This is a genomic window from Acuticoccus sp. (genome assembly GCF_965213555.1).
Lineage (GTDB): Bacteria > Pseudomonadota > Alphaproteobacteria > Rhizobiales > Amorphaceae > Acuticoccus.
Map to the genome: position 1 here is coordinate 488,925 of NZ_OZ243890.1, position 25,017 is coordinate 513,941.

Sequence of the window (25,017 nt, forward strand, 5' to 3'; positions counted from 1 at the left end):
CGCCGCGAAGGCGTCTTAGACCCGGCGCGGCACGGACCTCAAGCGCTTGCACCGACGGCGTTTTTGCATGTGCCCGTCGTCCAGCACAATGGTGCCTTCGCCTTCCATGCCCTGCCCCGTCAAGCTCGTCCCCGCCGTCCTGGCGGGCCTCGTCCTCGCGTTCCTTGCAACGACCGGCGCGATGGCGCAGGCCTCCGACCTTGCGGGGCTGAAGCGGCAGCTCACCGCGCTGCAGCGCGACGCGCGCAACCTCGACACCGCGATCGAGCAGCAGCGCGTCGAGAACGCACGCATCGTCGCTGCACTCGCCGCTCCTCCGTCGACCGGCCCCGTGACCATCGCGGCCCTGCGCCAGGCGCAGTTCGAGGTCGACATCGCGCGCACGCGCCTCCTCACGCTGGACCACCGCATCGCCGAGCAGGCCGAGCGCATCGATGAGCTCAACGCGCGCATCGTCCAGGCGAGCGCGGCGCTCACGGCCGGCAGACCCGACACGCTGCAGCGGCTCGTGGAGGAGGCGGTGCTCGACTGGCGCGGCCGGATCCGCGGCCTCGCCTCGCAAACCCTCGTTCGGCTCGAGACCTACCAGGGTTTGACGGAGGCCTACCTCAGCCTTCGCCGTGAGGAGCTCGACATCGTGCAGCGCTCCATGACGCTGAGCGACGTCGTAGGGCTCGCGGCGATCGAGGACGACCCGCTCGTGCGCCGCCTGCAGGCGCTCGTCGACCACCTCGCCCAGCAGGCCCTCGCGCTGTCCAACGAGGCGGCATCCATCGCTGACGCGAGCCCGACGGCGTTGGCGCGGCGCAACCTCCTGCGCCTGCGCGCCGACGAGGCGCTCCTCCGCTCCAACATGCGCCTCACCGACGTCGGCATCGTCGAGACGCGCCGCCTCGTCGCCAGCCTGCAACCCGTCGTCGACGAGCCCGCCATCCCGATCCACCTGTTCGCCGACGCTGTCGAGGCGGCGGCGGACGCCGAACGCCTGCTCGCCCAGCGCGCCGCCACGATCGCGCTCAACCGCAACGCGCTCGCGGACCTGTCGCGCATCCTTGCCGAGCCGGGCGGGGACGGCGCCGAGCCGCTCGTCCAGCGCATCGCCGGCCTGAGCGAGCTCCTGTCGATCCAGGAGGAGGAGATCGGCACCCTGCGCGAGCGCACGGTCGCGACCATGGAGGCGCTGGCGCGCCAACGCGCCCTGAGGGAGAGGTCGTCGCTCTTGGTGCGTGAGGCGGCGCGCACGGACCGGGCGGCGCGTCAGCGCATGGCCGCTGAGCTGGCCGGGCTGCCCGCCGCGCTCGGAACGGTCGCCGAGGGCTGGCTCGTGGAGGTCCGGGCCGCGGTCGAGGTGGCCCAAAAGCGCCGTTTCGCAGTGTTCGGCCTGTCCGCTGTCCTCCTCCTCCTCGTCACCTTCTACCTGCGCGAGCACCTCATCCAGCGCTTCATCCGAGCCGAGGCAACCCGTGCGACGGAGATCCCCCTCGAGGTCGTCCGCCGCAACCTCTTCTGGCTGTTCCCGGTGGCGCTGTGGTGGTTGTTCGGCCTCGTCTTCGCCCTGTCGGACGAGACGATCTACGCGGTGGGGACGCTGATCGTCATCCCGGCGGTCGCCGCGTCCCTGCGCGACCTCACACAGGTGATCGTCTCGCGCCGCACCGTCGCCTCGCACCAACGTCGGCTGGGGCGCATCATCACGCGCTCAACCCTGATCGCAGTGGTGTTGTCGGCCGCCTTCGTGTTCGCCTACGTGCTGCTCGGCGAGGTCGAGCTTCGGCCGTCCACGCAATCCGCGCTCAACCGCCTCGCCTACTCGGCGTTTGTGTTGTCCGGACTGCCGATGCTGCTGTTCGTGTTCTTCTTCGCGGCCTCGGGGCAGGCGGGCTCGTACGGGCGGATCCGCCGCTGGGTGGCTGCGCTCCTGTCCCTCCTGCCGCCCCTTTCGTTGATCGCCACCGGCATCACCGGGCTCGCGGGCTACACGCGCCTCGCCGCGGTGATGATGGAGAACCTTGCCATCGCCATCGCCATCGCGGCCGCCCTCGCCCTCGCCCTCGGCGTGCTCAACGACCTCGTGGAGGGCATCACCGGGCGTCTGCGCGCGCGCGATCCGGCACGGGCCTACTTCGCCCGCGCGAACTTCCTGCAGCCGGTGGCCCGCACGATCCAGGTCGGCCTCCTCGTCGCCGCGATCGCCGCGTGCGTGTGGGTGTTCGATTGGACCACGGAGACGCCGGTCGTGCGCGAGGCGGTCATGTTGTGGCGCGCGCCCCTGTTCGACGCGGCGGGCACGGACTACCAGGTCGGCAGCGTGGCCCTCGCCGTGCTCGCCTTCGCGTTCGTCTTCTGGCTCGCCGGTTGGAGCCGGCGCGTTGCCTACACCGTCGTGTTCGGGCGACTGCGCGACATCGGCATCCGCCAGTCGCTGTCGGTGTTCGCCCAGTACGTCGTCATCGTGGTGGGCGTCCTCATCACCTTGTCGGCCGTGGGCTTCGACGTCACGACGCTCACCGTGTTCGCGGCCTCCCTCGGCGTCGGCATCGGCTTCGGGCTGCAGAACGTCGTCAACAACTTCATCTCGGGCCTGCTCCTCCTCGTGGAGCGGCCGCTGCGGCTCGGCGACATCGTCACCGTGGGGGCGAACACCGGCACCGTCATGCAGATCGGCATCCGCTCCATGCGCATGAAGACGTTCGACGAGTTCGACCTCATCGTGCCGAACTCGGCGCTGATCTCGGACACGTTCACCAACTGGACGCGCACGAACACGGTGATGCGCGTGGTGATCCCCGTCGGCATAGCCTACGACGACGACCCGGCCGTGGGCGTCAGCCTGGTCTACGACGTCCTTGAGGCGCACCCGGGGGTGCTGACCGCACCGCCGCCGCTGGTCACAGTGGACGAGTTCGCCGACTCGGCGATCAACCTTCGGGTCTGCTACTACGTGGACCTGCGCGGCACCCACTCGGTGTTCGTCGTGCGCTCGGACGTGCTGTCGGCGATCTGGCGCACCTTCGGCGACAACGGCATCTCGATCCCGTTTCCGCAACGCGACCTCCACATGGTCGAGGCGAAGGCGAGGCCAGCTGCGTCGCGCGTGGAGCCCAGGCTCCGTACGGCCCGCGACGACGATTGGGTCGCCGATGCGGTCGAGATGGCGGCCGAGGGAGGGAAGGACGCGTTGTAACGCCGGCTGCCTCGCCGCCGCGCGCCGCCCGGACCGACGGGTGCTAGGACGGATGCCGCGCCGACCCCGAGCGTCGTTCGATCATCGTCCTTGGGATCGTGGGCGTGCCGGCCGGGCGGTGGACGTTGGCGCCCGGCCGTGCCGGCACCGGCAGGGTGCGGCCCAGGAGCGGTGCAGCCGTGGCGATGGCAAGCAGCGCGGCGTTCGCCGGTGCGTGCGGCGGACGAGCGTCCCACATGTCGATCAACGTCCTTGGCACCAAGCCCTCCGACGCTCGTCCAGCTCGCCGGCGACGTCACGCGTCGAAGCCAACCGGCTGCCAAGCCCCCGATCGAAGGTTCGACCTCCGCCCCTCGACCGGACCCCTCCCACCGTTGGGTGAGCAAGTGTTCATTAGAATAAGTCGAGCCTATGCGTTTGTCGAGCGGCGTCGTGCTGGTATGGGGCAGCGACTGCCAGCTTGGGGACAGCGTTGCACCGCGCTGCCTGAGGCACGGTGCAGCCCTACATCGACACCATGGACCGGGCCGCCCCCCGCAGCGCTGCAGGCGCATGGCGCACGATCGCACGGCTTGCGCTCGTCCAGGCCGCCATCGCGTCGGTCACGGTGCTGCCGATCTCGACGATCCCGCGGCTGATGGTCGAGGAGCTCGCGCTCCTTGCGGTCGTGCCAGGTGTCCTCGTCGCCATCTTCTACGCCGCGCAGGGGGCCCGGCTGCGTTTCGGCTACGGGTCCGACGTCACACCCCGCCGCACGCCGTGGATCCTCGGCGGCCTCGCGCTGCTCGGCGCCTCGGGCGTCGTCGCCGCGCTCGCCGTCTGGCTGACGAGCGCGAACCCCGTGCTCGGCCTCCTCCTCGCCGGCCTCGCCTACGCGGGCCTGGGGCTCGGCGTAGGCGCCGCCGGGACGACCCTGTTCGCGCTGCTCGCGACGACGGTGAGCCCGGAACGGCTCGCCCCCGCCGCGACGGGCGTGTTCGTGACGATGATCGCCGGGCTCGTCGTCACGGCCAAGCTCGCCGGCGCGGCGCTGGAGCCGTTCACCTTCGCGCGCCTCGTGACGACGGCGGCGGTCGTCGCTGCCCTCGCGCTCGTGGTGGGTGCCGTGGCCCTCGCCGGGGTGGAGGGACAGGGACGCCCCTCGCCGCAGCGGCCGGCGATCCGGTTCTGGACGGCGGTCGCCGAGGTCTGGGCCCAGGCCGACGTTCGGCGCTTCGCGCTCTTCATCCTCGTCTCCATGCTCGCCTACAACATGCAGGAGCTCGTCATGGAGCCGTTCAGCGCCGCGGTGTTCGGCCTGTCGCCCGGACAGTCGACGAGATTGTCCGGGGACCATCACGCCGGCGTGCTGGCCGGGCTCGTGCTCGTCGGGATCGCCGGACGGATGCTGCGCGGCCGGCCCGGCGTGCTGGTCGGCCTCACCATGGCGGGATGCTTCGCTTCTGCGGCGGCACTCGGCCTCCTCGCCCTCGCTGCCTTCAACGCACCGGACTGGCCGCTGCAGCCCACCGTGCTCGCCTTCGGCCTCGCCAACGGAGTCTTCGCCGGAGCTGCCATCGCGTCGATGTTCTCCCTGGCGAAGCTCGGGGCATCCGGCCGCGAGGGCACGCGCATCGGGCTGTGGGGCGCGGCCCAGGCCATCGGCTTCGGCGTCGGCATGTTCTTCGGCGCGGCGCTGCTCGACGCCCTGCGCGCGTTCGGCGACGACCCTGCGGCCTTCGCCGGCGTCTTCCTCACCGAGGCGGCGCTGTTCGCCCTCGCTGCCCTCGTCGCCATGCGCGCGCACCGATCACTTGGGGTCCCCCCAGCGCTCCCCGCTTGAGGCACGGCCCGAGCGGAACGTTCCATCCACGGCCGCCGTCGCGGTTGCCCTAAAATGGCCGAATTGTGCCGGTTGGCTTGTTCAAGCGCGGCTGCGGTCGTGCACCAGCCGGCGCCCGACGGCCGGCACCCCTGCGATGGTCCGGCCCGCTCGGCCGGGCCGCGCGTGTGACGCGCGTCGGGCCACCGCGGACCATTGAGGACGACCGATGTTCAAGTTCGCCAGGACCGTCGCGTGGACGGCGCTTCTCTCGATCCCGCTCCTTTTTCCCGCACCTGGTGCCCTCGCGTTCGACTCGAATGGCGAGGCCGCGTTCTACGGCAAGCGCTTTCATGGGCGGCCGACCGCCAGCGGCGAACGCTTCGACATGCACGCGCTGACCGCCGCGCATCGCTTGCTGCCCTTCGGCACCAAGGTCAAGGTCACGAACCGGGCCAACGGGCAGTCGGTCGTCGTGCGCATCAACGACCGTGGACCCTTCGCCCGCGGCCGCCACATCGACCTCTCGCGGGCGGCCGCAGCGGAGATCGGCATGATCAAGGCGGGCGTCGCGTCGGTGCGCATGGAGGTGCAGTAGCGCCCGAGTACGCTGGCGATCACGTCCGTCGCGCACCGTCGTCGGCACCTCCGCCGACACCCTCGTCGCGGACGAGGCTGGCTGCCGGCCGGCGAGCCCCACTGAGCGTCCTCGCCTGACTTTCCGGCAAGGCTCGCGTAGACAGGGCGCGATGGAACGTCGCCGGGACGGCTAATGGTCGACATCGCCACGAGGGTCTACAATCACAAGTGGAAGATCGACCCGATCGTCCGCTCGCTGATCGACACCGACTTCTACAAGCTCCTCATGTGCCAGACGGTGCGGCGCTACAAGCCGCACACCCGCGTCACGTTCCAGCTCATCAACCGCTCGCGCCACGTGCGCCTCGCCGACCTCGTCGACGAGGGCGAGCTGCGCGAGCAGCTCGACCACATCCGCTCGCTCTCCCTGTCGCGCGGTGAATCGACCTGGCTGCGCGGCAATACGTTCTACGGTAAGCGGCAGATGTTCTCGCCGCAGTTCATGGCCTGGTTCGAGGAGCTGCGCCTGCCGGACTACCACCTCGAGGTGCGCGACGGACAGTATGAGCTCACCTTCGAGGGCGCGTGGCCTGAGGTCATGCTGTGGGAGATCCCGGCGCTCGCGGTCCTCATGGAGCTGCGCTCGCGCGCCGTCCTCACCACCATGGGCAAGTTCGAGCTCCAGGTGCTCTACGCCCGGGCGATGACCAAGCTGTGGCAGAAGATCGAGCGGCTGCGCGGGGTCGACGGCCTCCTCATCGCCGACTTCGGCACGCGGCGCCGGCACTCGTTCCTGTGGCAGGACTGGTGCGTGCAGGCGATGATGGAGGGCCTCGGCCCCGCGTTCACCGGCACGTCGAACTGCCTCATCGCCCAGCGACGCGAGGTGGAGGCGATCGGCACCAACGGCCACGAGCTGCCGATGGTGTACGCGGCGCTCGCCGGGGACGACGAGGCGCTCGCCGAGGCCCCCTACCAGGTACTCGCCGACTGGCACGAGGAGCACGACGGCAACCTGAGGATCATCCTGCCTGACACCTTCGGCAGCGCCGGCTTCCTCACGCGCGCGCCCGATTGGCTCGCCGAGTGGACGGGCGTGCGCATCGATTCGGGCGACCCCGTCGCGGGGGCGGAGGGCGCCATCGCCTGGTGGAACGCCCGCGGGGAGGATGTGTCCACCAAGCGCATCATCTTCTCCGACGCGCTCGACGTCGACACCATCGTCGACCTGCACCGGCGCTTCGCGGGCCGCCTGCGCGTCTCCTTCGGCTGGGGCACGCTCCTTACCAACGACTTCCGCGGCCTCGTCGCGGGCGATGCGCTCGCCCCCTTCAGCCTGGTGTGCAAGGCGGTGTCGGCGAACGGCCGCCCGACGGTGAAGCTGTCCGACAACCCCAACAAGGCGACGGGCCCGACGGACGAGATCGCGCGCTACCGCCGCGTCTTCGACGTCGGCGCCCAGCAGCCCCTCGAGGTCGCGGTCTAACGTGGCGCCCGATCGCGGCCCCCTGCGGTCAACAAGGCCATCGACCACACCGACGCCGCCGTCCCGATGCTGACGTGGTGGAAGGGCGTGTACGATCACGTCGTCATTGCTGCCGACATGGCCAAGCGAGCTGAGCCCGTCACTTGGAAGAGTGTCCATACGGCCTAGCACCCTGGCTGCCGCGCGGCCCGAGGCGTTCTTCGAGGGCCGGTACGCGGACGCGACCACGTACTGCGACTGGGCCAATCCGCCCGAGTTCTTGCGCTGGTCCGAGTGAGGCACGTTCGCGGGACGAGCGCGGGGGCGCAGCGCGGCGCCGTCAGCCCTTCTTCTCCCAGCGCCCGTCGCGGCCCTGCCGCCAGTACGTGACGGCATGCCCGGCGGCCTTCAGGCTCGGCCAGTGGCGACGGGCGTCGGCCACCGCGTCGGGGTCGTCGGCGGAGAAGATGAGGACGACGCGCTCGTAGGTGTCCACCGCGGAGGGGGCGGCGCGGTCGACGAGGAAGCGCACCTTCGCACCGTTGGGGTTCTGCGGCCCCGTGGTGAGGAGGACGGGGTGCTCGGCGGCGTTGTCGTCCACCCGCCCGTGCGGCAGGAAGGCATCGTCGCGAAAGACCCACAGGTGCCGGTCGAGCGCGTCGACGCGCGATGCGTCCGGCGTCTCGACCACGGCGCGCCAGCCGCGGGCCAGCGTGCGCTCCAGGAGGGTCGGCAGCACGTCCTCGAGCGTCTGCTGCTCCAGGTGGTAGAACAGGACGTCGGCCACGTCCGCCGCGTCACCCGGGGCGGGTCGCCTCGAAGGAGGGCCGCGCGAGCACAGGCTCGGCCCAGTCGGCGAGCGCAGCGTGGCGCTGGCGCCAGCCGAAGTCGGCGTAGCGGAAGTCGAGGTAGCCGAGCGCGACCCCCAGCATGACGTCGACGATGGTGAGGCGGCCCGTCGCGGCCGGCGGCGCGCCGTCGAAGCGGGCGAGGATCGCGTCGATCTTGTCCATCTGGTCGTCGAGCCAGGCGTCCCACCGCTTCTCGTCCGGCCGCACGGCGCTCTCGTAGCGCCCCTGGACGCCGGCCTCCGCGATGCCGCGGGCGTGCACGTAGTCCGTCATCATCCGCCAGTGGTCGCCGCCGTCGCGGCCGAACATGGCGTGGTCGCCGACTCGGGCGCACAAGTACTCGGCGATGACCGTCGAATCGACGATGACGAGGCCGTCGCCGGCGTCGAGCGCGGGGATCCTGCGCAGCGGCGTCACCTGACGGAACGCGGGATCCCCCTGCGTCGGCATCGCCTTCGTTGGCAGCCGCTCGATGTCGTCCATGAGGCCGAGTTCGTGGGCGACGACCTCCACGGTGCGGCAGAACGGCGACGTGGGCGAGGTGTAGAGCTTCATGACGTCCTCCTCAGGCAGCGGGGCCGCGTGGCACGTCCGCCGCGCCGTCCTCGTGGTAGTCCGCGACGAAGCGGTCCAGCAGCCGCACGCCCCAGCCGGAGCCGAACGTGCGGCTCACCTCGTTCGCGGGCGCGGCCATTGCGGTGCCGGCGAGGTCGATGTGCACCCACAGCGCGTCCTTCGCGAAGCGCTTCAGGAACTGCGCGGCGGTGATCGAGCCGGCGAAGCGGCCACCGGTGTTCTTCATGTCGGCGACCTTGGAGTCGATCAGCGTGTCGTAGTCCTTGCCCAGCGGCATGCGCCAAACGAGGTCGCCGGTCGCCCGGCCCGCGTCGGTGAGTTGGGCCGCCACCGTGTCGTCGTCGGTGTACATGCCCGCGTGGTGGTGGCCGAGCGCCACGATGATGGCGCCGGTCAGCGTCGCGAGGTCGATGACGACATTCGGCCCATGCGCCTCCTGGACGTAGGTGAGGAGGTCGGCCAGCACGAGGCGGCCCTCGGCGTCGGTGTTGATGATCTCGATGGTCTGGCCCGACTTCGAGCGCACGATGTCGCCCGGGCGCTGCGCCTTGCCGTCCGGCATGTTCTCCACGAGGCCGATGATGCCGACGACGTTGGCCTTCGCCCCGCGCGATGCGAGCGCGTGCATGGTGCCGACGACGGCGGCCGCCCCCGCCATGTCGCCCTTCATGTCCTCCATGCCGCCGGCGGGCTTGATCGAGACGCCCCCGGTGTCGAAGACGACGCCCTTGCCCACGAGGGCGACGGGCTTGGCGCCGGACTGGCTCCCCTTCCACTCCATGACCACGACGCGTGCCGGCCGCTCCGAGCCCTGGGCGACGCCGAGCAGCGCGCGCATCTCGAGCCGCTCCAGTTCATCGGGCTCCAGCACGGTGATTTCAACGCCAAGGTCGGCGAGCTTCGCGGCACGCTCGGCGAACTCCACCGGGCCGAGGACGTTCGCCGGTTCGTTGACGAGGTCGCGGGCGAGCATCGTGCCCTCGGCGATGGACCGCACCGCCTCCCACCTTGCCTCGATGTCGCCGGCGTTCGGCAGTCCCATCGTCACCTTGCGCGGCGCCGGTTCCGGATCGTCGCCCTTCTTCGTCTTGTAGGCGTTGAACTCGTAGGACCGCAGCAGCAGGCCGAGCGCCACGTCGAGCGACTGCTCGGTGGTGAGCGGACCGGACGGGGTTTCGGCGAAGACCGTCACGTCCCGGTTCGGCCCGGACGGCAGCGCGCCCGCGATGGTGCCGCCCACCTTCACCCAATCCGCCTCGGTAAGCTTGGTCAGGTCCCCGAGGCCGACGACGACGAGGGCCGACGCGTCGAGCCCGCGCGGCAGCGGCACCGTCATGGTGGCGAGGCGCTTCCCCTTGTAGCCCTGCGCCTCCGCCGCCGCCGCGAGCAGCCCGTCGCTCGCCTCCTCGACGCGACGCGCCGCCTCGCCGAGCGCCATGCCGTCGGCTGCGAACACGACGAGCGTCCCCGACGAAGGCAGGTCCACGGGGCGGAACTCGAGGGTTGGCAGCGTCGGCATGGGCGTCCCTTCCGGTCTGACCGCGGCACGTACTGGGTTTGGTCGACCCTTACAACTACGGGCAGGCTCCCGGACCCAGGGTCGGGGTGAGGCTTGCGGGCCACGCGCGACGCCTTTCTCGGCGGACGAGGATACGCCGTGTTCATCCCTATGCAGCGTTCGTGTAGGCGCTGAGGGTCAGTGCGTCGGCCGGGCCGGCGCCGATGCGTTCTGGAAGGTGCATGCCGCTGATCGGTTGGTATACGGCAAGGCGCATCCTCACGCTGTTCCCGGCCGGGCTCGCCGTGCTGACGGCCATCATCTGGTCGACGCAGGCGCTGCAGCGCCTCGACCTCGTGACCGCCAAGGGGCAGACCTTCCTCGCCTTCTTCGAGCTGACGCTCGCCGCTGTCCCGTACCTTGCGACGCTCCTCGCACCCATCGCCTTCGTCATCGCGATGGTCATCGTCTACGACACGATGAACCGGGATTCCGAGCTCGTCGTCATCGGCGCAGCGGGGGCCGGCCGGCTCCGTCTCCTCGCCCCGGCGCTCGCTGCGGCGGCCGTGTGCTCGGTGCTCGTCACGGCGGGCGTCGTCCACCTTGCTCCAGCCGGGCTCGCGAAGGCCCGCGTGATGATCACCGAGGTCAGGGCGGACGTCGTAACCTCCATCGTCCAGCCCGGCCGGTTCATCGAGATCGAGGATGGGCTCACGGTGCACATCCGCGACCGCACCGCCGACGGCACCCTGCTCGGCCTCCTCCTCGACGACCGGCGCAACGAGGCCTCGCAACTCACCTACCTCGCCGAGACTGGGCGGGTAGTGGAGGCACAGGACAACACCCTCCTCGTGATGACGAATGGCAGCCTCCAGCGCCTGGAGCGGCCGGAGGGCGAGCTCTCCGTCGTCGCGTTCGATGCCTACGCCTTCGACCTCACCGCGCTCGCGTCGGGCCCGGTCGAGACGACGTTCCGGCCGTCCGAGCGGACGCTCGCGGAGCTCCTTGCGCCGGTCGACCCCACCGACACGTACCGCGCCGAGCGCGAGACGCGCTTCTGGATCGAGCTGCACGACCGCCTGTCGCAACCCCTCGCGCCGTTCGTCTACGCCCTCGTCGTGTTCCTGTTCGTCGGCGACCCGCGCATGCACCGGCAGGGACGCATGGCCGGCGTCGTCGCCGCGGGCGTCGCCGTGGCGGCGGTGCGCGCTGCGACCTACGCCACACTCCTCGCCGCCGAAGAGGTGCCGGCCTTGGCGCTCCTCGTCTACGTGCTCCTCGCCGCGGTGGCCGCGGCCGCGCTCGCCGTCATCGCGACAGACCGGACGATCACCTTCCACGAGCGTTGGGCGGGCGCGCTCGCCGGGGGTGCGGCCCGGCTCACCGCGGGACGCGCCGCCCGGGGTGCGGCGTGAACGTCCTCGGCACCGGGCCGGTCCTCTTCGGCTATGTCGCCATGACGTTCGTGCGATGGATCGGTGGCGTGTTCCTGCTCGGCGCGGCCATCATCTTCCTCGCCGATGCGGTGGAGCTCGTCCGCCGCACCGTGGATCGCGACACCTTCGACGCCGGCACCGCCGTCCTCGCTTCCCTGCTCAAGACCCCGGCGCTCGGCGAGGAGTTCCTGCCCTTCGCCGTCCTGTTCGGCGCCATCGCCGCGTTCCTGGCGCTGAACCGGCGCCTCGAGCTCGCGGTCATGCGCGGCGCCGGGATCTCCGCCTGGCAGTTCGTCGCGCCGGCCCTCGCCGTCGCGCTCGCCGTCGGCGTCCTCGCCACGACGCTCTACAACCCGCTGTCGGCGAACGCGCGCGAGGCGTCCGACGCGCTCGCGGCCCGCGTCCTCGGCAAGGACGCGCTCAGCCTCACCGGCGGCGGAGAGACCGTGTGGTTCCGCCAGGAGGGGGCCGAGGGGTCGTCCATCATGCACGCCTCCGCCGCCTCGTCGGACGGGCTGACGCTCTACAGGGTCGAGGCGCACCTGTTCGACGAGGCGCACCGCTTCGCCGGACGGCTCCAGGCGGAGACCGCCGTCCTCGGCGACGGCGCGTGGACGCTCGTCGACGTGGTGCGCTACGACGCCGGCGGTGCCCGCGAATACCTTTCAAGCGCCCGCCTTCCCACCCTGCTGTCGCGCGCCGAGGTGCGCGAGGCGGTGGCGCGGCCCGACGCCATCGCGTTCTGGAACCTGCCGGACGCGGTGGCGCTCGCCGAACGCGCAGGGCTGCCGGGCCACCGCTTCGCCATGCAGTACCATCTGCTGCTCGCCCGCCCCCTCCTCCTCGCCGCGATGGTGCTCATCGCCGCCAGCGTGTCGCTGCGCCTGGTGCGGCTCGGCGGCGTCGCGCGGGCGGCAACCGGGGGCGTCGTCGCGGGCTTCGTGCTCTACGTCGCCTCCGCGGTCGCCTCGGACCTCGGCGAGGCGGGCGCCGTCCCTCCGATCCTCGCCGCCTGGATGCCCGGGGTCGCAGCGACCCTCTTCGGCACCACCGCGCTCCTGTTCAGCGAGGACGGCTAGGTGAACCGCCGCCTTGCGCAGGTTGCCCGTGGGGTGCTTCTCGTCCTGTGCACGGCGCTCGCCGGCCCGGCCACCGCGCAGGTCTTCGAGCGTCCCGCCACCGTCGAGGACGACGCGCCGCTCCTCCTCGAGGCGGACCTCCTCACCTATGACACCAACACCGGCAACGCGGTCGCCACCGGCAACGTCTTCATCGCCTACGGGGGGTACCAGCTGTTCGCCGAGCGCGTGGAGTACGACAGGGCGGCCAACCGCCTCCGCGCCTCAGGGGGCGCGCGGCTCGAGGAGCCCGAGGGCAACATCGTCGTCGCGCGCGAGGTCGACCTGTCGGACGACCTTCGCGAGGGGTTCCTCAGGAGCCTGCGCGTCGACACGATCTACCGCACCCGCCTCGCCGCCACGGACGCCTCGCGCCAGGGCGACGTGACCATCTTCGAGAACGCCGGCTACACCGCCTGCTACACCTGCCGGCGTCGCCCCGACCGCCCGCCGACCTGGGCGATCAGGGCGCGGCGCGTGATCTACGACGAGGCTGACCGCGAGCTGACCTTCGAGGGCTCGCGCTTCGACCTGTTCGGCAACACCGTCGCCGCGCTGCCGACCTTCTCGATCCCCGACCCGACGGTGCGACGCAAGTCGGGCGTCCTCACCCCCACCTTCATCGCCTCGAACCTCCTCGGCGTCGGCGTCCGCGGCTCCTACTTCCAGACGCTGGGGCCGACCGCCGACGTCACGTTCGGGGCGACGCCGCTGTCGCGCCAGGGCGTCTTCGGCGACGTGACGTACCGCCAGCGCACCGCGGGCGGCCGCTTCGAGGTCCGCGCCACCGGCATTCGCCAGCTCGACCCTGAGGCGTTCGACGGCTCCGGCGGCGAGCGCAAGTTCCGAGGCTCGCTGTCGACCGAGGGCGACTTCTACATCAACCCGCGCTGGCGCTACGGCTGGGAAAGCACCGTTTCCACCGACCGGCGCTACCTGTCGGACTACAAGCAGTCCACCGGCGACAACTCGACCCTGCCGACGACGCTCTACCTCGAGGGCCTCGGCGTCAGGAACCACTTCGAGGCGCAGCTGTGGGCGTTCCGCATCCTGCAGGAGGACTACGAGACCGACGAGGTACTGAACCCGCCACCACCGTTCAGCGAGGTCGGCGAGCGGCTGCAAGGCAAGCAGGCCTACGTCCACCCTGCCATCGACTACGAGGGCGTCCACGAGGGTGCGATCGTGGGCGGCGAGCTCGCCTACGGGTTCAACCTCACCTCCCTGTCCCGGCAGGAGACGGACGCCTTCGGCGCCATCGTCGACGACCGCCTCACCGCACGCTTCCGCGGCGTTGAGGGCACCTTCACCCGGGCGAGCGCCGAGCTCGGCTGGCGCAGGCGCTTCATCGGCCCCTACGGCCAGGTGATGACCCCGTTCGCCGGCGTGCGCGGCGACCTGTTCCACATCGACAACCGCGACGTGGACGTCGACGCGCTGGCCGAGGATCCCCTCGTCGGCCGCGTAATGCCGTGGATCGGGCTCACCTATCGCTGGCCGTGGCTCGTCACCGCGCCTTGGGGCACGCAGACCGTCGAGCCCATCGGCGAGCTCATCGCGCGTCCGAGCGAGAACTTCATCGGCGACCTGCCCAACGAGGACGCCCAGTCCGTGGTGTTCGACGACACCAACCTGTTCGGCCCGACGAGGTTTTCCGGCTACGACCGCGTGGAGGGCGGAGTGCGCGCCAACGTCGGCCTGCGGTACACGCTGCAGACCTACTCCGGCGCGTTCCTGTCGGCGACGCTCGGGCAGTCCTACCACCTCGCCGGGCGCAACTCCTACCGCGTGCCCGACATCCTCGACAGCGCGGGCCACTCCGGCCTCACCTCCGACCGGTCCGACTACGTCGCAGGGCTGACCCTGGACACCAACGGCGGGCTCGCGCTCACCGCCAAGGGGCGCTTCGACGACGAGACCTTCGAGGTCGAGCGTGCCGAGGTCGCCGCCTCGACCAGGACCGGCCCGCTGTCGACGCGCCTCGTCTACGCCTTCCTCGCCGCCCAGCCGGACCTCGGCCTCGTGGACGACCGCTCGGAGGTCCACGGCGCCGCGTCGCTGCGCGTGTTCGACCAGGTCCGCGTGTTCGGCCAGCTGCGCTACGACCTCCAGGACAAGGACGTCATCCGCGACGGGTTCGGCGTCGCCTACGATGACGACAGCCTGTCCGTGTCGCTCGCGTTCTCGGAGGACCGGGGCGGGCTGCCCGACGAGCCGGTGGACCGCACCGTGTTCTTTCGCGTGGGCCTGAGGACCATCGGCGACGCCACGGTCTCCACGGGGCTTGATAACTAAGGCGCCTTCCCGCTACCTCCGCCCGTCGCGTCTGACACGGGTGACGTCATGTTCCGCTTCGCCTCCCTCGTCCCGCTCGGCCTCGCCGTCGCCCTCCTGTGCGCACCTGGCGCAGCCTCGGCGCAGACCACCATCGTTGCCGTGGTCAACGGCAAGGCGGTGACGAGCTACGACCTTGGCCAGCGAGAGCGCCTCCTCAAGCTCACCGGGACCAAGGGGAACCTCAAAAGCAAGGCGCTCGAGGAGCTCATCGACGAGCAGGTCCAGCTCGACGCCACCGGGCAGGCGAAGCTCACGGTGGACGAGGCGGACGTCGACCGCGCCATCGCGGCCATCGCCGAGCGCGTAAAGCTGTCGCCCGCGAAGCTCGAGCAGGCGCTCGCCCAGAACGGGGTCAACATCGGGACGCTGCGCGACCGCATCCGGGCGCAGATCGGTTTCGGACGGCTGACCCGGACGCGCTTCTCCGCAGCGCTCCAGGTGACCGAGCAGGACCTCGTCGCGGCGCTCATGCGCGACGACAGCCTCGAGAAGGAGATCGACACCTTTGAGTACGACCTTCATCAGGTGATCGTCGCCCTGCCGAAGGACCCGTCGGACCAGCGTTTGGCGAGCGCCAAGGCGACGGCGGCCAACGTGCGCAGCAGCTTCACGTCCTGCAGCGACGGCTTGCAGGGCGCCAAGGGCACGCGCAACGTCGTCGTGCGCCAGTACGGCCGCCGCACCCACGCCGAGCTGCCCAAGCCCATCGGCGACGCGGTCCAGGACGTCGCCGTCGGCCGCCTGTCGGAGCCGGTGCAGACCGCGATCGGCCTCGTCATGTTCGCCGTCTGCGACAAAAAGGCGATGCGTTCCACCAACGCTGCCATGAAGGCGCTCGAGCCGGACATGCAGTCCGAGCGGGGCGACGCGTTCGTCAAGCAGTACCTGCGCCAGCTCCGTCGCGACGCGGTGGTGGAGATCCGCTGACCGCGGCGCGTGGGCCGGGCCGAGCTCGCCGCCCTCAGGGGTCGGCTCGCCGCGCTGCCGACGCTGCGCGAGGGGCTCGCCGCTGCAGGGTTCGACGCGCGCGGGACGAAGAGGTCCCTCGGCCAGCACTTCCTGTTCGACCTCAACCTCACCGACAAGATCGCCCGATCCGCCCGCGCGCCGGGCGCGCCCTCCGACGCGGCCCTCCTCGGTGCCACCGTCGTGGAGGTCGGGCCGGGCCCGGGCGGGCTGACGCGTTCCCTCCTCGCCGCCGGCGCCGAGGTCGTCGCCGTCGAGAAGGACGAACGCGTCGCCGCCGTCCTCGCATCACTTGTCGATGCGGCCGAGGGACGCCTGACGCTGCACGTGGACGACGCGCTTGCCGTCGACTGGACCGCCCTTGCGCCGCGTGGCGCGATCATCTGCGCGAACCTGCCCTACAACGTCGCAACCCCGCTGATCGTGAACTGGCTCACTGCCCCTTGGCCGCTGTGGTGGCGCTCGGCGACGGTGATGGTCCAGCGCGAGGTCGGGGCGAGGCTCGTAGCGGCACCGGGCGAGGACGACTACGGACGCCTCGCCGTCCTCACCGGAGTGCGCGCGAGCGCGACCCGACTGTTCGACGTGCCGCCGTCCGCCTTCGTGCCGCCGCCCAAGGTATGGTCGTCCGTTGTAAGGCTCGATCCGAGCACCGCGTCCGACGCGCCGGTCGCGATGCTGGAAGCCGTCACTGCGGCCGCCTTCGGCCAACGCCGCAAGATGCTGCGCTCCAGCCTGAAGACGCTGACGAAGGACCCCGAGGCGCTCCTCGCCGAGGTCGGCATCATGCCCACCGAGCGCGCCGAGAGGGTGCCGGTCGCCGACTTCGTCCGCCTCGCTGAAGCCCACGCAGCGATGACAGCGCGAGCAAAGCCTTAGGCCTTCTTCCGGATCAGCTTGAAGGGGCTCAGGTCCCTGTGTGCGGCGGCGCGTCCGACCCCTCCGCCAGCGCGCGGCGCTGACCCTCCACCCTCGCCGCGAACCCATCGATCTGGAAGCCGCGCAGGCGCAGCACGCCACCGGCGATCGCCAGGACGACCACGCGCGAGGCGATGCCCGAACGCACGGTCACGCTGTCGACCTCGGCGAGCGGCAGCGCAGCACGCACGGCCTCGCCGTAGATCGCCCGGTGCAGCGCAAGGCCCTCGAAGGCGAGCGTGTCGGCGAACAGCGTCGCGGTGCCGGGGATCCACATCCCGCCGAGCACGTCGAAGCCGCGCATCAGCGCTGCGGAGATGCGCCCCTGGGACGTCGCCATGGGCGTGCGCAGCTTGCCGAAGTTGGCGCTCGCCCGGGCCCGCGCGATGACGAGGCCGGAGGTCAAAGCGCCTCCACGATGCCGGTGACGAAGCCGTCCACGCCGGTGAGCCGGCGCCGCCTCAGCCGCTCGGCGGTCAGGATCGCCTCGACGCCGTCCAGCGCGTCCTGTAGCGCGTCGTTCACCACCACGTAGTCGTAGTCGGTGTAGTGCCCGAGCTCTTCGCGCGCGTTGCCGAGGCGGCGCAGGATGGTCGCCTCGTCGTCCTCAGCGCGGCGCACCAGGCGGAAGCGCAGCTCGTCGCCCGAGGGAGGCAGCACGAAGATCGACACGACGTCGCTCGCCAGCGTCGTACGGATCTGGTCGGCGCCCTGCCAGTCGATGTCGAACAGGACGTCGCGGCCCTCGGCGAGCTCTTGGTCCACGAAGTCCCGCGGGGTGCCGTAGCGGTTGCCGTGGACCTCGGCCCACTCGAGGAGGTCGCCGCGCTCGCGCATGCGCTCGAAGTCGCGCGCGGTGCAGAAGTGGTAGTGCACGCCGTCAACCTCGCTGTTGCGCCGCGGGCGCGTGGTGACGGAGATCGAGAGGGAAAGGGAGCGGTCCCGCTCGAGGAGCAGCCGAGACAGGGTGCTCTTCCCCGCGCCCGACGGGGAGGACAGGATGACGAGGAGCCCACGCCGCGCGATGTGACGAGCGGGCGGCGCGTCGCTCATTCGAGGTTCTGCACCTGCTCGCGCATCTGCTCGACCGCGGCCTTCAGCTCGAGCCCCATGGCAGTGATCGCGTGGTGCGGGGACTTCGCGCAGATGGTGTTGGTCTCGCGGTTCAGCTCCTGCGCGAGGAAGTCCAGCTTGCGGCCGACGTTGCCACCCTCCCCGAGGAGCTCGCGCGCCGCCTCGATGTGCGCGGCGAGCCGGTCGAGCTCCTCGCGCACGTCGGCGCGCGTCGCGATCAGCGCCGCCTCCTGGTGGAGGCGCTCGGGGGCGAGCGGCTGGCCGGACAACAGCTCCGCCACCTGCCGGTCGATGCGCGCCTTGATCGCTGGCACGGCGCGTTCGGGGTGAGCGTCGATCTCCGTGCGCAGCCGGTCCATCTGCGCAAGGTGGTCGAGTATGACTGGGACGATGCGCGCGCCCTCGCGACCACGGTCGGCGGCAAGGTCCGCCAGCAGCGCGCCGACCTCCTCCAGGAGGACGGCCCCCGACATGGCCATGTCCTCGTCGGCGGCGGCCTCCACGACCCCCTTCAGCGCAAGCAGGCCGTCGGCGCGCGGTGCTGCGATGGCGGTCGAGTTGGCAAGGCGCTGGATCGCCTCCACGTAGGCTTCGAGCTGCTCGTGGTTGATGCGGTAGCGCATGGGCGTATCGCGATGACGGAGCGTCATCGACACCGCGATGTTGCCGCGACGGAACGCGGCGGCGATCATGCGGCGTAGTTCCGGCTCGTGCCGTTCGAGCCCCGTGGGCAACCGCAGGCGCACGTCGAGGGAGCGCCCGTTCACCGAGCGCACGTCCATCTGGAAGGCGGTGCCGTCGTGCTCGCCCTCACGGCTCGCGAAGCCGGTCATCGACTGGACCGTGGCGTCGCCCCTCGCGTTCACGCCTACCGGGTCCCGGACGTAGCAGAGGCGCGACCGGCCTCGACCTCGCGCCAGCGTGCCACGTTCTGCTGGTGCGCCTCGTACGTCTCGGCGAACGCGTGGCCGCCGGACCCGTCGGCGACGAAGAACAGCTCGTCGGTCTCGGCCGGACGCGCGGTCGCCTCCAGCGCGGCGAGCCCGGGGTTCGCGATGGGGCCGGGCGGCAGTCCGTCGATCTGATAGGTGTTGTACGGGGTCTGCCGGTCGATGTCGGAGCGGTAGATCGTGCGCGGCTCGGACCAGGCCTCGCCGCCATAAAGGCCGTAGAGGATCGTCGGGTCGGACTGCAGGCGCATGCCCTCCTCGAGCCGGTTGACGAACACCGCCGCGACGCGCTCGCGCTCGTCCGCCTGCCCGGTCTCCTTCTCGACGATGGAGGCGAGGGTGACGAGGTCCTCGGGCGTCTCGATGGGGAGGTCCGGATCGCGCTCGCGCCAGACCCGCTCGACGGCGGCGTCCCTCGCGGCCCGCATGCGGGCGAGCACCGCTGAGCGCGCCTCCCCGCGTGAGTAGTTGTAGGTCTCGGGCAGCAGCGAGCCCTCGGGCGGGATCTCCTCCACCGGACCGGTGAGCACGTCGTCCGCCATCAGCCGCGCCACGATCTGCGCCGAGGTCAGCCCCTCCGCGAACGTGATGGCGTGCTGGATCACGCGGCCCGAGACGAGCCGGTCGAGCACCTCGGCCATCGAGGCGGCGGCCGGGATGCGGTACTCGCCCGCCTGCATGCGGCCGACGACGTCCGTGCCGTAGGCGGCCGCCAGGAACACGTACTCGTTGGTGATGATGCCCTGCTCGCGCAGCCCCTGGGCGATGGACTGCACAGGAGCCCCGCGCTCGATGACGACGCCGACGTCCTCGGTCAGCGGCCCGCGGGCGGTGAACATCTGCTGGCCGATGACGAGGAGGGCGACGCCGGCGACGAGCGTGACGACGACCGCGAACATCACCATGTTGGCGAGGAGCACGACGGGGTGCCGCGCCGCCTGCGACCGCCGATGGGGGGCCGGCGCGTCGGGCGAACCGCGGCGCTCCCCTGCGCGCCTTCCGTTGGTCACCAACGGCTTCGGCCGACGCGGCGTCCCGGCCTCCGTCTTCGCGCCGTCGACGCTTCGCCTCCTGCCGCGCACAGGCGCCTCCCCGCTCAGACCCGACGGAACACGAGCGAGGCGTTCGTCCCGCCGAACCCGAACGAGTTGGACAACACGACGTCGATCGACTTCTGCCGCGCCTCATGGGGGACGAGGTCGATGGCGGTCTCCACCGACGGGTTGTCGAGGTTGATCGTCGGCGGCGCCACCTGGTCCCGCATCGCAAGGAGCGAGAAGATCGCCTCCACCGCGCCCGCCGCTCCGAGGAGGTGGCCCGTCGCCGACTTGGTGGAGCTCATGGTGAGGCGCTCGCCGTTGCCGACGATGCGCGAGACCGCGCCAAGCTCGATCTCGTCGCCGAGCGGCGTCGAGGTGCCGTGCGCGTTCACGTAGTCGATGTCCTCGGGCATGACGCCAGCGCGCTTCAACGCCGCCGCCATGCAGCGGTAGGCGCCGTTGCCATCCATGGCCGGGGCGGTGATGTGGTGCGCGTCCCCCGACAGGCCGTAGCCCACCACCTCACCATACATCCTGGCGCCGCGCCGGCGGGCGTGCTCGTACTCCTCCAGCACGACGATGCCCGCGCCCTCGCCGATGACGAACCCGTCGCGGTCCTTGTCGTACGGTCGCGAGGCGCGCTGCGGCTGATCGTTGAAGCCCGTGGACAGCGCGCGGCAGGCCGCGAAGCCGGCGAGCGACAGCCGGCCGACCGACGCCTCCGCGCCGCCCGCCACCATGACGTCCGCATCGTCGAGGGCGATGAGCCGCGCCGCGTCGCCGATCGCGTGCGCTCCCGTGGAGCAGGCCGTCACCACGGCGTGGTTGGGACCGCGGAAGCCGTAGCGGATCGACACGAAGCCGGCCGCCATGTTGATGAGCGCCCCGGGGATGAAGAAGGGCGAGATGCGGCGCGGTCCTCGCTCCTCAAGGACGTTGGAGCAGTACTCGATGGAGTTGAGCCCGCCGATCCCGGAGCCGATGAGGACGCCGGTGCGGTCGAGCTCCTCCTCCTCGGTCGGTCGCCAGCCGGAGTCTGCGATGGCCTCGGCAGCCGCCGCGGCGGCGAACAGGATGAACTCGTCGAACTTCCGCTGATCCTTGAGGTCCATGGTGCGGTCGGGGTCGAACTCGCCCGGCCCCGTGCCGCGAGGCACCTGACAGGCGATGCGCGAGGCGAGGTCGTCCACCTTGCACCGCGTGACCGGGGCAGCGCCGGACCGGCCGGCGAGGATGCCCGCCCAGGAGGCTTCAATGCCGTCCCCGAGCGGGTTGACCGTCCCCAGCCCCGTAACCACCACGCGCCGCACTATGACCCCCCGATGAACAAGTCCGCCGACGTGTGCGTGCTACGCCGTGGCGTTCTTGTCGAGGAACTTGATGGCATCGCCCACGGTAAGGATCGTCTCCGCCGCGTCGTCGGGGATCTCGACGCCGAACTCTTCCTCGAACGCCATCACGAGCTCGACCGTGTCCAGCGAATCGGCGCCGAGGTCGTCGATGAAGGAGGCGTCCTCGGTCACCTTCTCGCGCTCGACACCGAGGTGCTCGACGACGATCTTCTTCACGCGTTCACCGGTGTCGCTCATGGCAAGTCCTTCTAACCTTAGAGGCCGTTCCAGTTGGCCCTAGGGATGGTGTCGGGTCGCGGCGGTGCGCGGGGGGGTTCTCAGCGGGATCCGACTGTGGGCTCCCAGATCGCGGACGGCGGTATCACACCTTTTCGCGGTTTGAAAAGCGGCGAGCCGCGCCCGCCGCCGACGTCAGAAGCCCATCACCATGCCGCCGTTGACGTGCAGCGTCTGGCCGGTGACGTAGCGCGCCTCGTCGGATGCGAGGTAGACGACGGCGGCCGCGACGTCCTGCGGACGGCCGGCGCTCTGGGCGGGGATCTCCTTGATGAGCGCCGCCTTCTGGTCGTCCGGGATCGCCTCGGTCATCGCCGTCTCCACGAAGCCTGGCGCGACGACGTTGACGGTGATGCCGCGGGCGGCGACCTCGCGGGCCATCGCCTTGGAGAAGCCGACGAGGCCGGCCTTGGCCGCGGCGTAATTCGCCTGGCCGGCGTTGCCCTGCGCGCCCACCACCGAGCCCACCGACACGATGCGGCCCGTGCGGCGACGCAGCATGGACCGCATGAGCGCGCGCGAAAGGCGGAACGCGGCGGTGAGGTTCACCTCCAGCACTGCGTCGAAGTCCGCGTCCTTCATGCGCATCATCAGGCCGTCGCGCGTGATCCCCGCGTTGTTGACGAGGATGTCCACCGGGCCGTCCGCCTCCGCGTCGGCGGCGAGCGCGTCCACCGCCGCGCGGTCCGCAAGGTCCGCGCCGAGGGCTGCGTCCGCGCCGAGCGCCTCGCGTGCCGCCTCGGCCCGCTCGCGCGTCGAGCCGGTCACGATGACGCGCGCCCCTTGGGCCTTCAGCGCCGCGGCGATCGCGCCGCCGATGCCGCCCGTGGCGCCGGTGACGAGGGCGGCCTTGCCCGAAAGGTCGAACATCAAGCCTCGGCCCAGGCCCCGACGAACGCCGCGACGTCGTCCGCCTCGCCCACCGCGAACGTACGCAGCGACCGGTTGATGCGCTTGGCGAGGCCGGTGAGGACCTTGCCGGCTCCGACCTCGACGACCGTCGTCACGCCGAGCCCGGCGAAGCGCTGCACGCCCTCCCGCCAGCGCACCCGGCCGGTGACCTGACCGACGAGGCTGTCGCGGATCTCGTCCGGGTCGGTCAGTCGACGCACCGAGACGTTGGCGAGCAGCGGCGTCGTGGGCGAGCGCAGCGCGGTCGCGGCGAGCGCCTCCTCCATCACGCGGGCTGCGGGGCGCATCAACGAACAATGGAAGGGCGCGCTGACGGGCAGCAGCATCGGCCGGCGCGCGCCGCGCTCCTTGGCGAGCGCCACCGCACGCTCCACCGCGTCACGGTCGCCGGAGACGACGCACTGTCCGGGCGCGTTGTCGTTCGCCACCTCGCAAACCCCATCGCCGGCGGCATCCCGCGCCACGGCCTCGGCGGCGTCGATGTCGAGCCCGAGGAGCGCGGCCATCGCCCCCTCCCCCGACGGCACGGCGGACTGCATGGCCTCGCCCCGCCGACGCAGCAGGCGCGCGGCATCGGCCACCCCAAGGGAGCCGGCGGCGGCGAGCGCGCTGTACTCGCCGAGCGAGTGCCCGGCGACGAGGGCAGCCTCGCGCACCTTGACGCCCTCCGCCTCGAGCGCGCGCATGGCTGCAAGGCTCACCGCCATCAGCGCGGGCTGCGCGTTGGCGGTCAGCCGCAGCGTCTCCTCGGGTCCCTCGAACATGAGCTGCGACAACGGCTCACCGAGTGCGTCATCGACCTCCTCGAACACGGCGCGCGCCGCGGGATAGGTGTCAGCGAGCGAGCGGCCCATGCCGGGGAACTGGCTGCCCTGGCCGGGGAACGTGAGCGCGGTTGTCATGGGGATGAGGAACGCTTCTTTTCGTTGAGGGTCGAGGTCCGATCGGGCGAAGGCGGACAGGAGCCGCGTCCCGAAGGGCTGATTGACACCATCCTGCGTGGTCGCGCGTCAAGGTGCGCCAGCTTCAATCCATGCGCCGGCCCAACTTCACGCTTGATTCGATGGGCGGCGAGGACCTACATGGCGCCTCGCTCACCGTTGGCCGAGGGCTGAACGGCGGGGGCGTCCGCGCCCTCCGACCTGCGACGCACCTCGTGCGCGGTGCCGGTCGTCCGCCCGTGTCCTTGCTCGCGAAGGTCGATCGCCTCACGGGGCTTCGACGAGGCTTTGCGCCGACGGGAGCCCCGCGCCGGATGGTCGGCACGGGCAGCATGAGGACTGCGAATGCCCTTATACGAGACCGTGTTCCTCGTCCGACAGGACGTGTCGGGACAGGCGGTGGACGAGCTTGTCGAGCAGTACAAGACCGTGCTGACCGAGGGCGGCGGCGCGGTGGGCCGGACCGAGAACTGGGGCCTCAAGACGCTCAGCTACCGGATCAACAAGAACCGCAAGGCGCACTTCGCCCTCATGGACATCGACGCGCCCGCCCCCGCGGTGCAGGAGATGGAGCGGCAGATGCGGCTCAACGAGGACGTCCTGCGCACGCTCACCGTCAAGGTCGACGCCCACGAGGACGGCCCGTCGGTCATGAAGCAGAAGCGCGACCGGGACGACCGACGGCGCCGCGAGCGCGGTGAGCGCGACGACGGCGACGGCTTCCGCGGCGACCGCGACCGGGAGCGCGGCGACCGCGACGGTGAGCGTCGCGACCGCGATCGCGGTGAGCGGGACGGCGAGCGCCGGCAGAGGGAGTTCAGCTAAATGATCGACATTGCACAGCTTCCCACGCGCCGCCCGTTCTTCCGGCGACGCAAGACGTGCCCCTTCTCAGGGCCAAACTCGCCGCGCATCGACTACAAGGACGTGAAGCTCCTGCAGCGCTACGTGTCGGAGCGCGGCAAGATCGTGCCCTCGCGCATCACCGCGGTCAGCGCGCGCAAGCAGCGCGAGCTGTCCCAGGCGATCAAGCGGGCGCGCTTCATCGGCCTCCTCCCCTACGTCATCAAGTAGCGCAACCGGCCGTCGGACGGCGGCCGCCATCTGGGGGCGTGCCCCCTAACCGCGAACCGCGGGACAGATCGGAGACACCATGCAAGTCATCCTGTTGGAGCGCGTCCCCAAGCTCGGCGAGATGGGCGAGGAGGTCCGCGTACGCGACGGCTTCGCCCGCAACTTCCTGTTGCCGCAGGGGAAGGCGCTGCGCGCCAACCGCGAGAACCGCTCGCGCTTCGAGGCGCAGAAGGTGGAGCTCACCCAGCGCAACGCGGAGCGCCGCACCGCCGCCGACGCCCTCGGCAAGCGCCTCGTCGGCAAGACGTTCGTGGCCATCCGCCAGGCCGGGCAGACCGGACAGCTCTACGGCTCGGTCTCGCCGCGGGACGTTGCTGAGGTCCTCGCGGCGGAGGGTTACAGGGTCGAGCGCCGACAGGTGGACCTCGGCGCGCCCATCAAGGAGATCGGACTGCACGAGATCACCCTCGTCCTCCACCCCGAGGTGATGGTGCCCGTGACCATCAACGTCGCCCGCAGCGTCGACGAGGCCGAGCGCCAGGCGCAGGGCGAGGACGTCCTCGCCGACCGCGACGACGACTTCGACTTCGCCGAGGACGACGACGACGCACCCGCAGAGCCGGCACCTGTGCCGCCCGGCCTCGGCGATCAGCCGGACGTCTGACCCGA

The 25,017-nt window shown here is 71.1% G+C and carries 24 protein-coding genes; 12 read left to right on the forward strand and 12 right to left on the reverse strand.

Annotated features, from left to right (window positions below; genetic code table 11):
- The first annotated feature begins 106 nt into the window (after positions 1-106).
- Entirely contained in the window at positions 107-3,184 is a 3,078-nt protein-coding gene (locus ACOOE8_RS02525; protein ID WP_420393308.1) for a mechanosensitive ion channel domain-containing protein, read from the forward strand.
- Between the two features lie 43 nt (positions 3,185-3,227).
- On the opposite strand, the gene ACOOE8_RS02530 is transcribed toward ACOOE8_RS02525, so the two are convergent.
- On the reverse strand, positions 3,228-3,443 hold the full coding sequence (locus ACOOE8_RS02530; protein WP_420393309.1) for a hypothetical protein: 216 nt from the start codon (positions 3,441-3,443) through the stop codon (positions 3,228-3,230).
- 237 nt (positions 3,444-3,680) lie between these two features.
- On the opposite strand from ACOOE8_RS02530, the gene ACOOE8_RS02535 reads away from it, so the two are divergent.
- The 3 genes from ACOOE8_RS02535 (at position 3,681) to ACOOE8_RS02545 (ending at position 7,050) form a co-directional block, all read left to right on the forward strand.
- The gene (locus ACOOE8_RS02535) at positions 3,681-5,006 is read left to right on the forward strand and encodes a PucC family protein (RefSeq protein ID WP_420393310.1); all 1,326 of its coding nucleotides are present in this window, start codon (positions 3,681-3,683) and stop codon (positions 5,004-5,006) included.
- A 208-nt stretch (positions 5,007-5,214) separates the two neighbouring features.
- A complete protein-coding gene (locus ACOOE8_RS02540) occupies positions 5,215-5,583 on the forward strand; it encodes a septal ring lytic transglycosylase RlpA family protein (RefSeq protein WP_420393311.1) in 369 nt (122 codons plus the stop codon).
- Between the two features lie 174 nt (positions 5,584-5,757).
- A complete protein-coding gene (locus ACOOE8_RS02545) occupies positions 5,758-7,050 on the forward strand; it encodes a nicotinate phosphoribosyltransferase (RefSeq protein ID WP_420393312.1) in 1,293 nt (430 codons plus the stop codon).
- A gap of 319 nt (positions 7,051-7,369) precedes the next feature.
- Here the strand turns inward: ACOOE8_RS02545 and ACOOE8_RS02550 are convergent, their stop codons facing one another.
- The 3 genes from ACOOE8_RS02550 to ACOOE8_RS02560 are packed head-to-tail and all read right to left on the reverse strand — an operon-like array spanning position 7,370 to position 9,975.
- Positions 7,370-7,816, reverse strand: coding sequence for a DNA polymerase III subunit chi (locus tag ACOOE8_RS02550; RefSeq protein ID WP_420393313.1), 447 nt, complete (start codon positions 7,814-7,816; stop codon positions 7,370-7,372).
- Positions 7,817-7,826: 10 nt separating this feature from the next.
- A complete protein-coding gene (locus tag ACOOE8_RS02555; protein ID WP_420393314.1) occupies positions 7,827-8,435 on the reverse strand; it encodes a glutathione S-transferase family protein in 609 nt (202 codons plus the stop codon).
- Positions 8,436-8,445: 10 nt separating this feature from the next.
- Entirely contained in the window at positions 8,446-9,975 is a 1,530-nt protein-coding gene (locus ACOOE8_RS02560; RefSeq protein ID WP_420393315.1) for a leucyl aminopeptidase, read from the reverse strand.
- Between the two features lie 221 nt (positions 9,976-10,196).
- On the opposite strand from ACOOE8_RS02560, the gene ACOOE8_RS02565 reads away from it, so the two are divergent.
- Genes ACOOE8_RS02565 through rsmA form a run of 5 tightly spaced genes read left to right on the forward strand, consistent with a single transcriptional unit; the run spans position 10,197 to position 16,690 of the window.
- Positions 10,197-11,369 (forward strand): LptF/LptG family permease, encoded by a 1,173-nt coding sequence (locus ACOOE8_RS02565; protein ID WP_420393316.1) that lies wholly within the window; start codon positions 10,197-10,199, stop codon positions 11,367-11,369.
- Positions 11,366-12,469, forward strand: a complete 1,104-nt coding sequence (gene lptG, locus ACOOE8_RS02570; protein ID WP_420393317.1) for an LPS export ABC transporter permease LptG — start codon at positions 11,366-11,368, stop codon at positions 12,467-12,469. Before ACOOE8_RS02565 ends, lptG begins: the two co-directional genes overlap by 4 nt.
- Positions 12,470-14,803: an LPS-assembly protein LptD gene (locus ACOOE8_RS02575; RefSeq protein ID WP_420393318.1), complete on the forward strand. Its 2,334-nt coding sequence runs from the start codon at positions 12,470-12,472 to the stop codon at positions 14,801-14,803.
- 48 nt (positions 14,804-14,851) lie between these two features.
- Entirely contained in the window at positions 14,852-15,772 is a 921-nt protein-coding gene (locus ACOOE8_RS02580; RefSeq protein WP_420393319.1) for a SurA N-terminal domain-containing protein, read from the forward strand.
- Between the two features lie 9 nt (positions 15,773-15,781).
- Complete coding sequence (gene rsmA, locus ACOOE8_RS02585; protein WP_420393320.1) at positions 15,782-16,690, forward strand: 16S rRNA (adenine(1518)-N(6)/adenine(1519)-N(6))-dimethyltransferase RsmA; 909 nt, start codon at positions 15,782-15,784, stop codon at positions 16,688-16,690.
- A 28-nt stretch (positions 16,691-16,718) separates the two neighbouring features.
- Here rsmA and ACOOE8_RS02590 read toward each other — a convergent pair whose 3' ends face one another.
- The 8 genes from ACOOE8_RS02590 to fabD all read right to left on the reverse strand — a co-directional run bounded on the left by ACOOE8_RS02590 (position 16,719) and on the right by fabD (position 23,235).
- On the reverse strand, positions 16,719-17,135 hold the full coding sequence (locus ACOOE8_RS02590) for a hypothetical protein (protein WP_420393321.1): 417 nt from the start codon (positions 17,133-17,135) through the stop codon (positions 16,719-16,721).
- Positions 17,132-17,782 (reverse strand): guanylate kinase, encoded by a 651-nt coding sequence (gene gmk / locus ACOOE8_RS02595; RefSeq protein ID WP_420393322.1) that lies wholly within the window; start codon positions 17,780-17,782, stop codon positions 17,132-17,134. The genes ACOOE8_RS02590 and gmk overlap by 4 nt, the downstream gene beginning before the upstream one ends.
- Positions 17,779-18,669 (reverse strand): YicC/YloC family endoribonuclease, encoded by an 891-nt coding sequence (locus tag ACOOE8_RS02600; protein ID WP_420393323.1) that lies wholly within the window; start codon positions 18,667-18,669, stop codon positions 17,779-17,781. The genes gmk and ACOOE8_RS02600 overlap by 4 nt, the downstream gene beginning before the upstream one ends.
- A 2-nt stretch (positions 18,670-18,671) precedes the next feature.
- The gene (gene mltG, locus ACOOE8_RS02605) at positions 18,672-19,763 is read right to left on the reverse strand and encodes an endolytic transglycosylase MltG (protein WP_420393324.1); all 1,092 of its coding nucleotides are present in this window, start codon (positions 19,761-19,763) and stop codon (positions 18,672-18,674) included.
- Positions 19,764-19,849: 86 nt separating this feature from the next.
- The gene (gene fabF / locus ACOOE8_RS02610) at positions 19,850-21,103 is read right to left on the reverse strand and encodes a beta-ketoacyl-ACP synthase II (RefSeq protein ID WP_420393325.1); all 1,254 of its coding nucleotides are present in this window, start codon (positions 21,101-21,103) and stop codon (positions 19,850-19,852) included.
- A 39-nt stretch (positions 21,104-21,142) separates the two neighbouring features.
- Positions 21,143-21,382, reverse strand: coding sequence for an acyl carrier protein (locus ACOOE8_RS02615; RefSeq protein ID WP_420393326.1), 240 nt, complete (start codon positions 21,380-21,382; stop codon positions 21,143-21,145).
- Positions 21,383-21,556: 174 nt separating this feature from the next.
- Positions 21,557-22,291: a 3-oxoacyl-[acyl-carrier-protein] reductase gene (fabG, locus tag ACOOE8_RS02620; protein ID WP_420393327.1), complete on the reverse strand. Its 735-nt coding sequence runs from the start codon at positions 22,289-22,291 to the stop codon at positions 21,557-21,559.
- Positions 22,291-23,235: an ACP S-malonyltransferase gene (gene fabD / locus ACOOE8_RS02625; protein ID WP_420393328.1), complete on the reverse strand. Its 945-nt coding sequence runs from the start codon at positions 23,233-23,235 to the stop codon at positions 22,291-22,293. Before fabD ends, fabG begins: the two co-directional genes overlap by 1 nt.
- A 384-nt stretch (positions 23,236-23,619) precedes the next feature.
- Between fabD and rpsF the strand changes: the two genes are divergently transcribed.
- The 3 genes from rpsF to rplI all read left to right on the forward strand — a co-directional run bounded on the left by rpsF (position 23,620) and on the right by rplI (position 25,012).
- Complete coding sequence (gene rpsF, locus ACOOE8_RS02630) at positions 23,620-24,099, forward strand: 30S ribosomal protein S6 (RefSeq protein ID WP_420393329.1); 480 nt, start codon at positions 23,620-23,622, stop codon at positions 24,097-24,099.
- Complete coding sequence (rpsR, locus tag ACOOE8_RS02635; protein ID WP_420393330.1) at positions 24,100-24,348, forward strand: 30S ribosomal protein S18; 249 nt, start codon at positions 24,100-24,102, stop codon at positions 24,346-24,348.
- Positions 24,349-24,427: 79 nt separating this feature from the next.
- A complete protein-coding gene (rplI, locus tag ACOOE8_RS02640) occupies positions 24,428-25,012 on the forward strand; it encodes a 50S ribosomal protein L9 (protein WP_420393331.1) in 585 nt (194 codons plus the stop codon).
- Positions 25,013-25,017 lie beyond the last annotated feature (5 nt).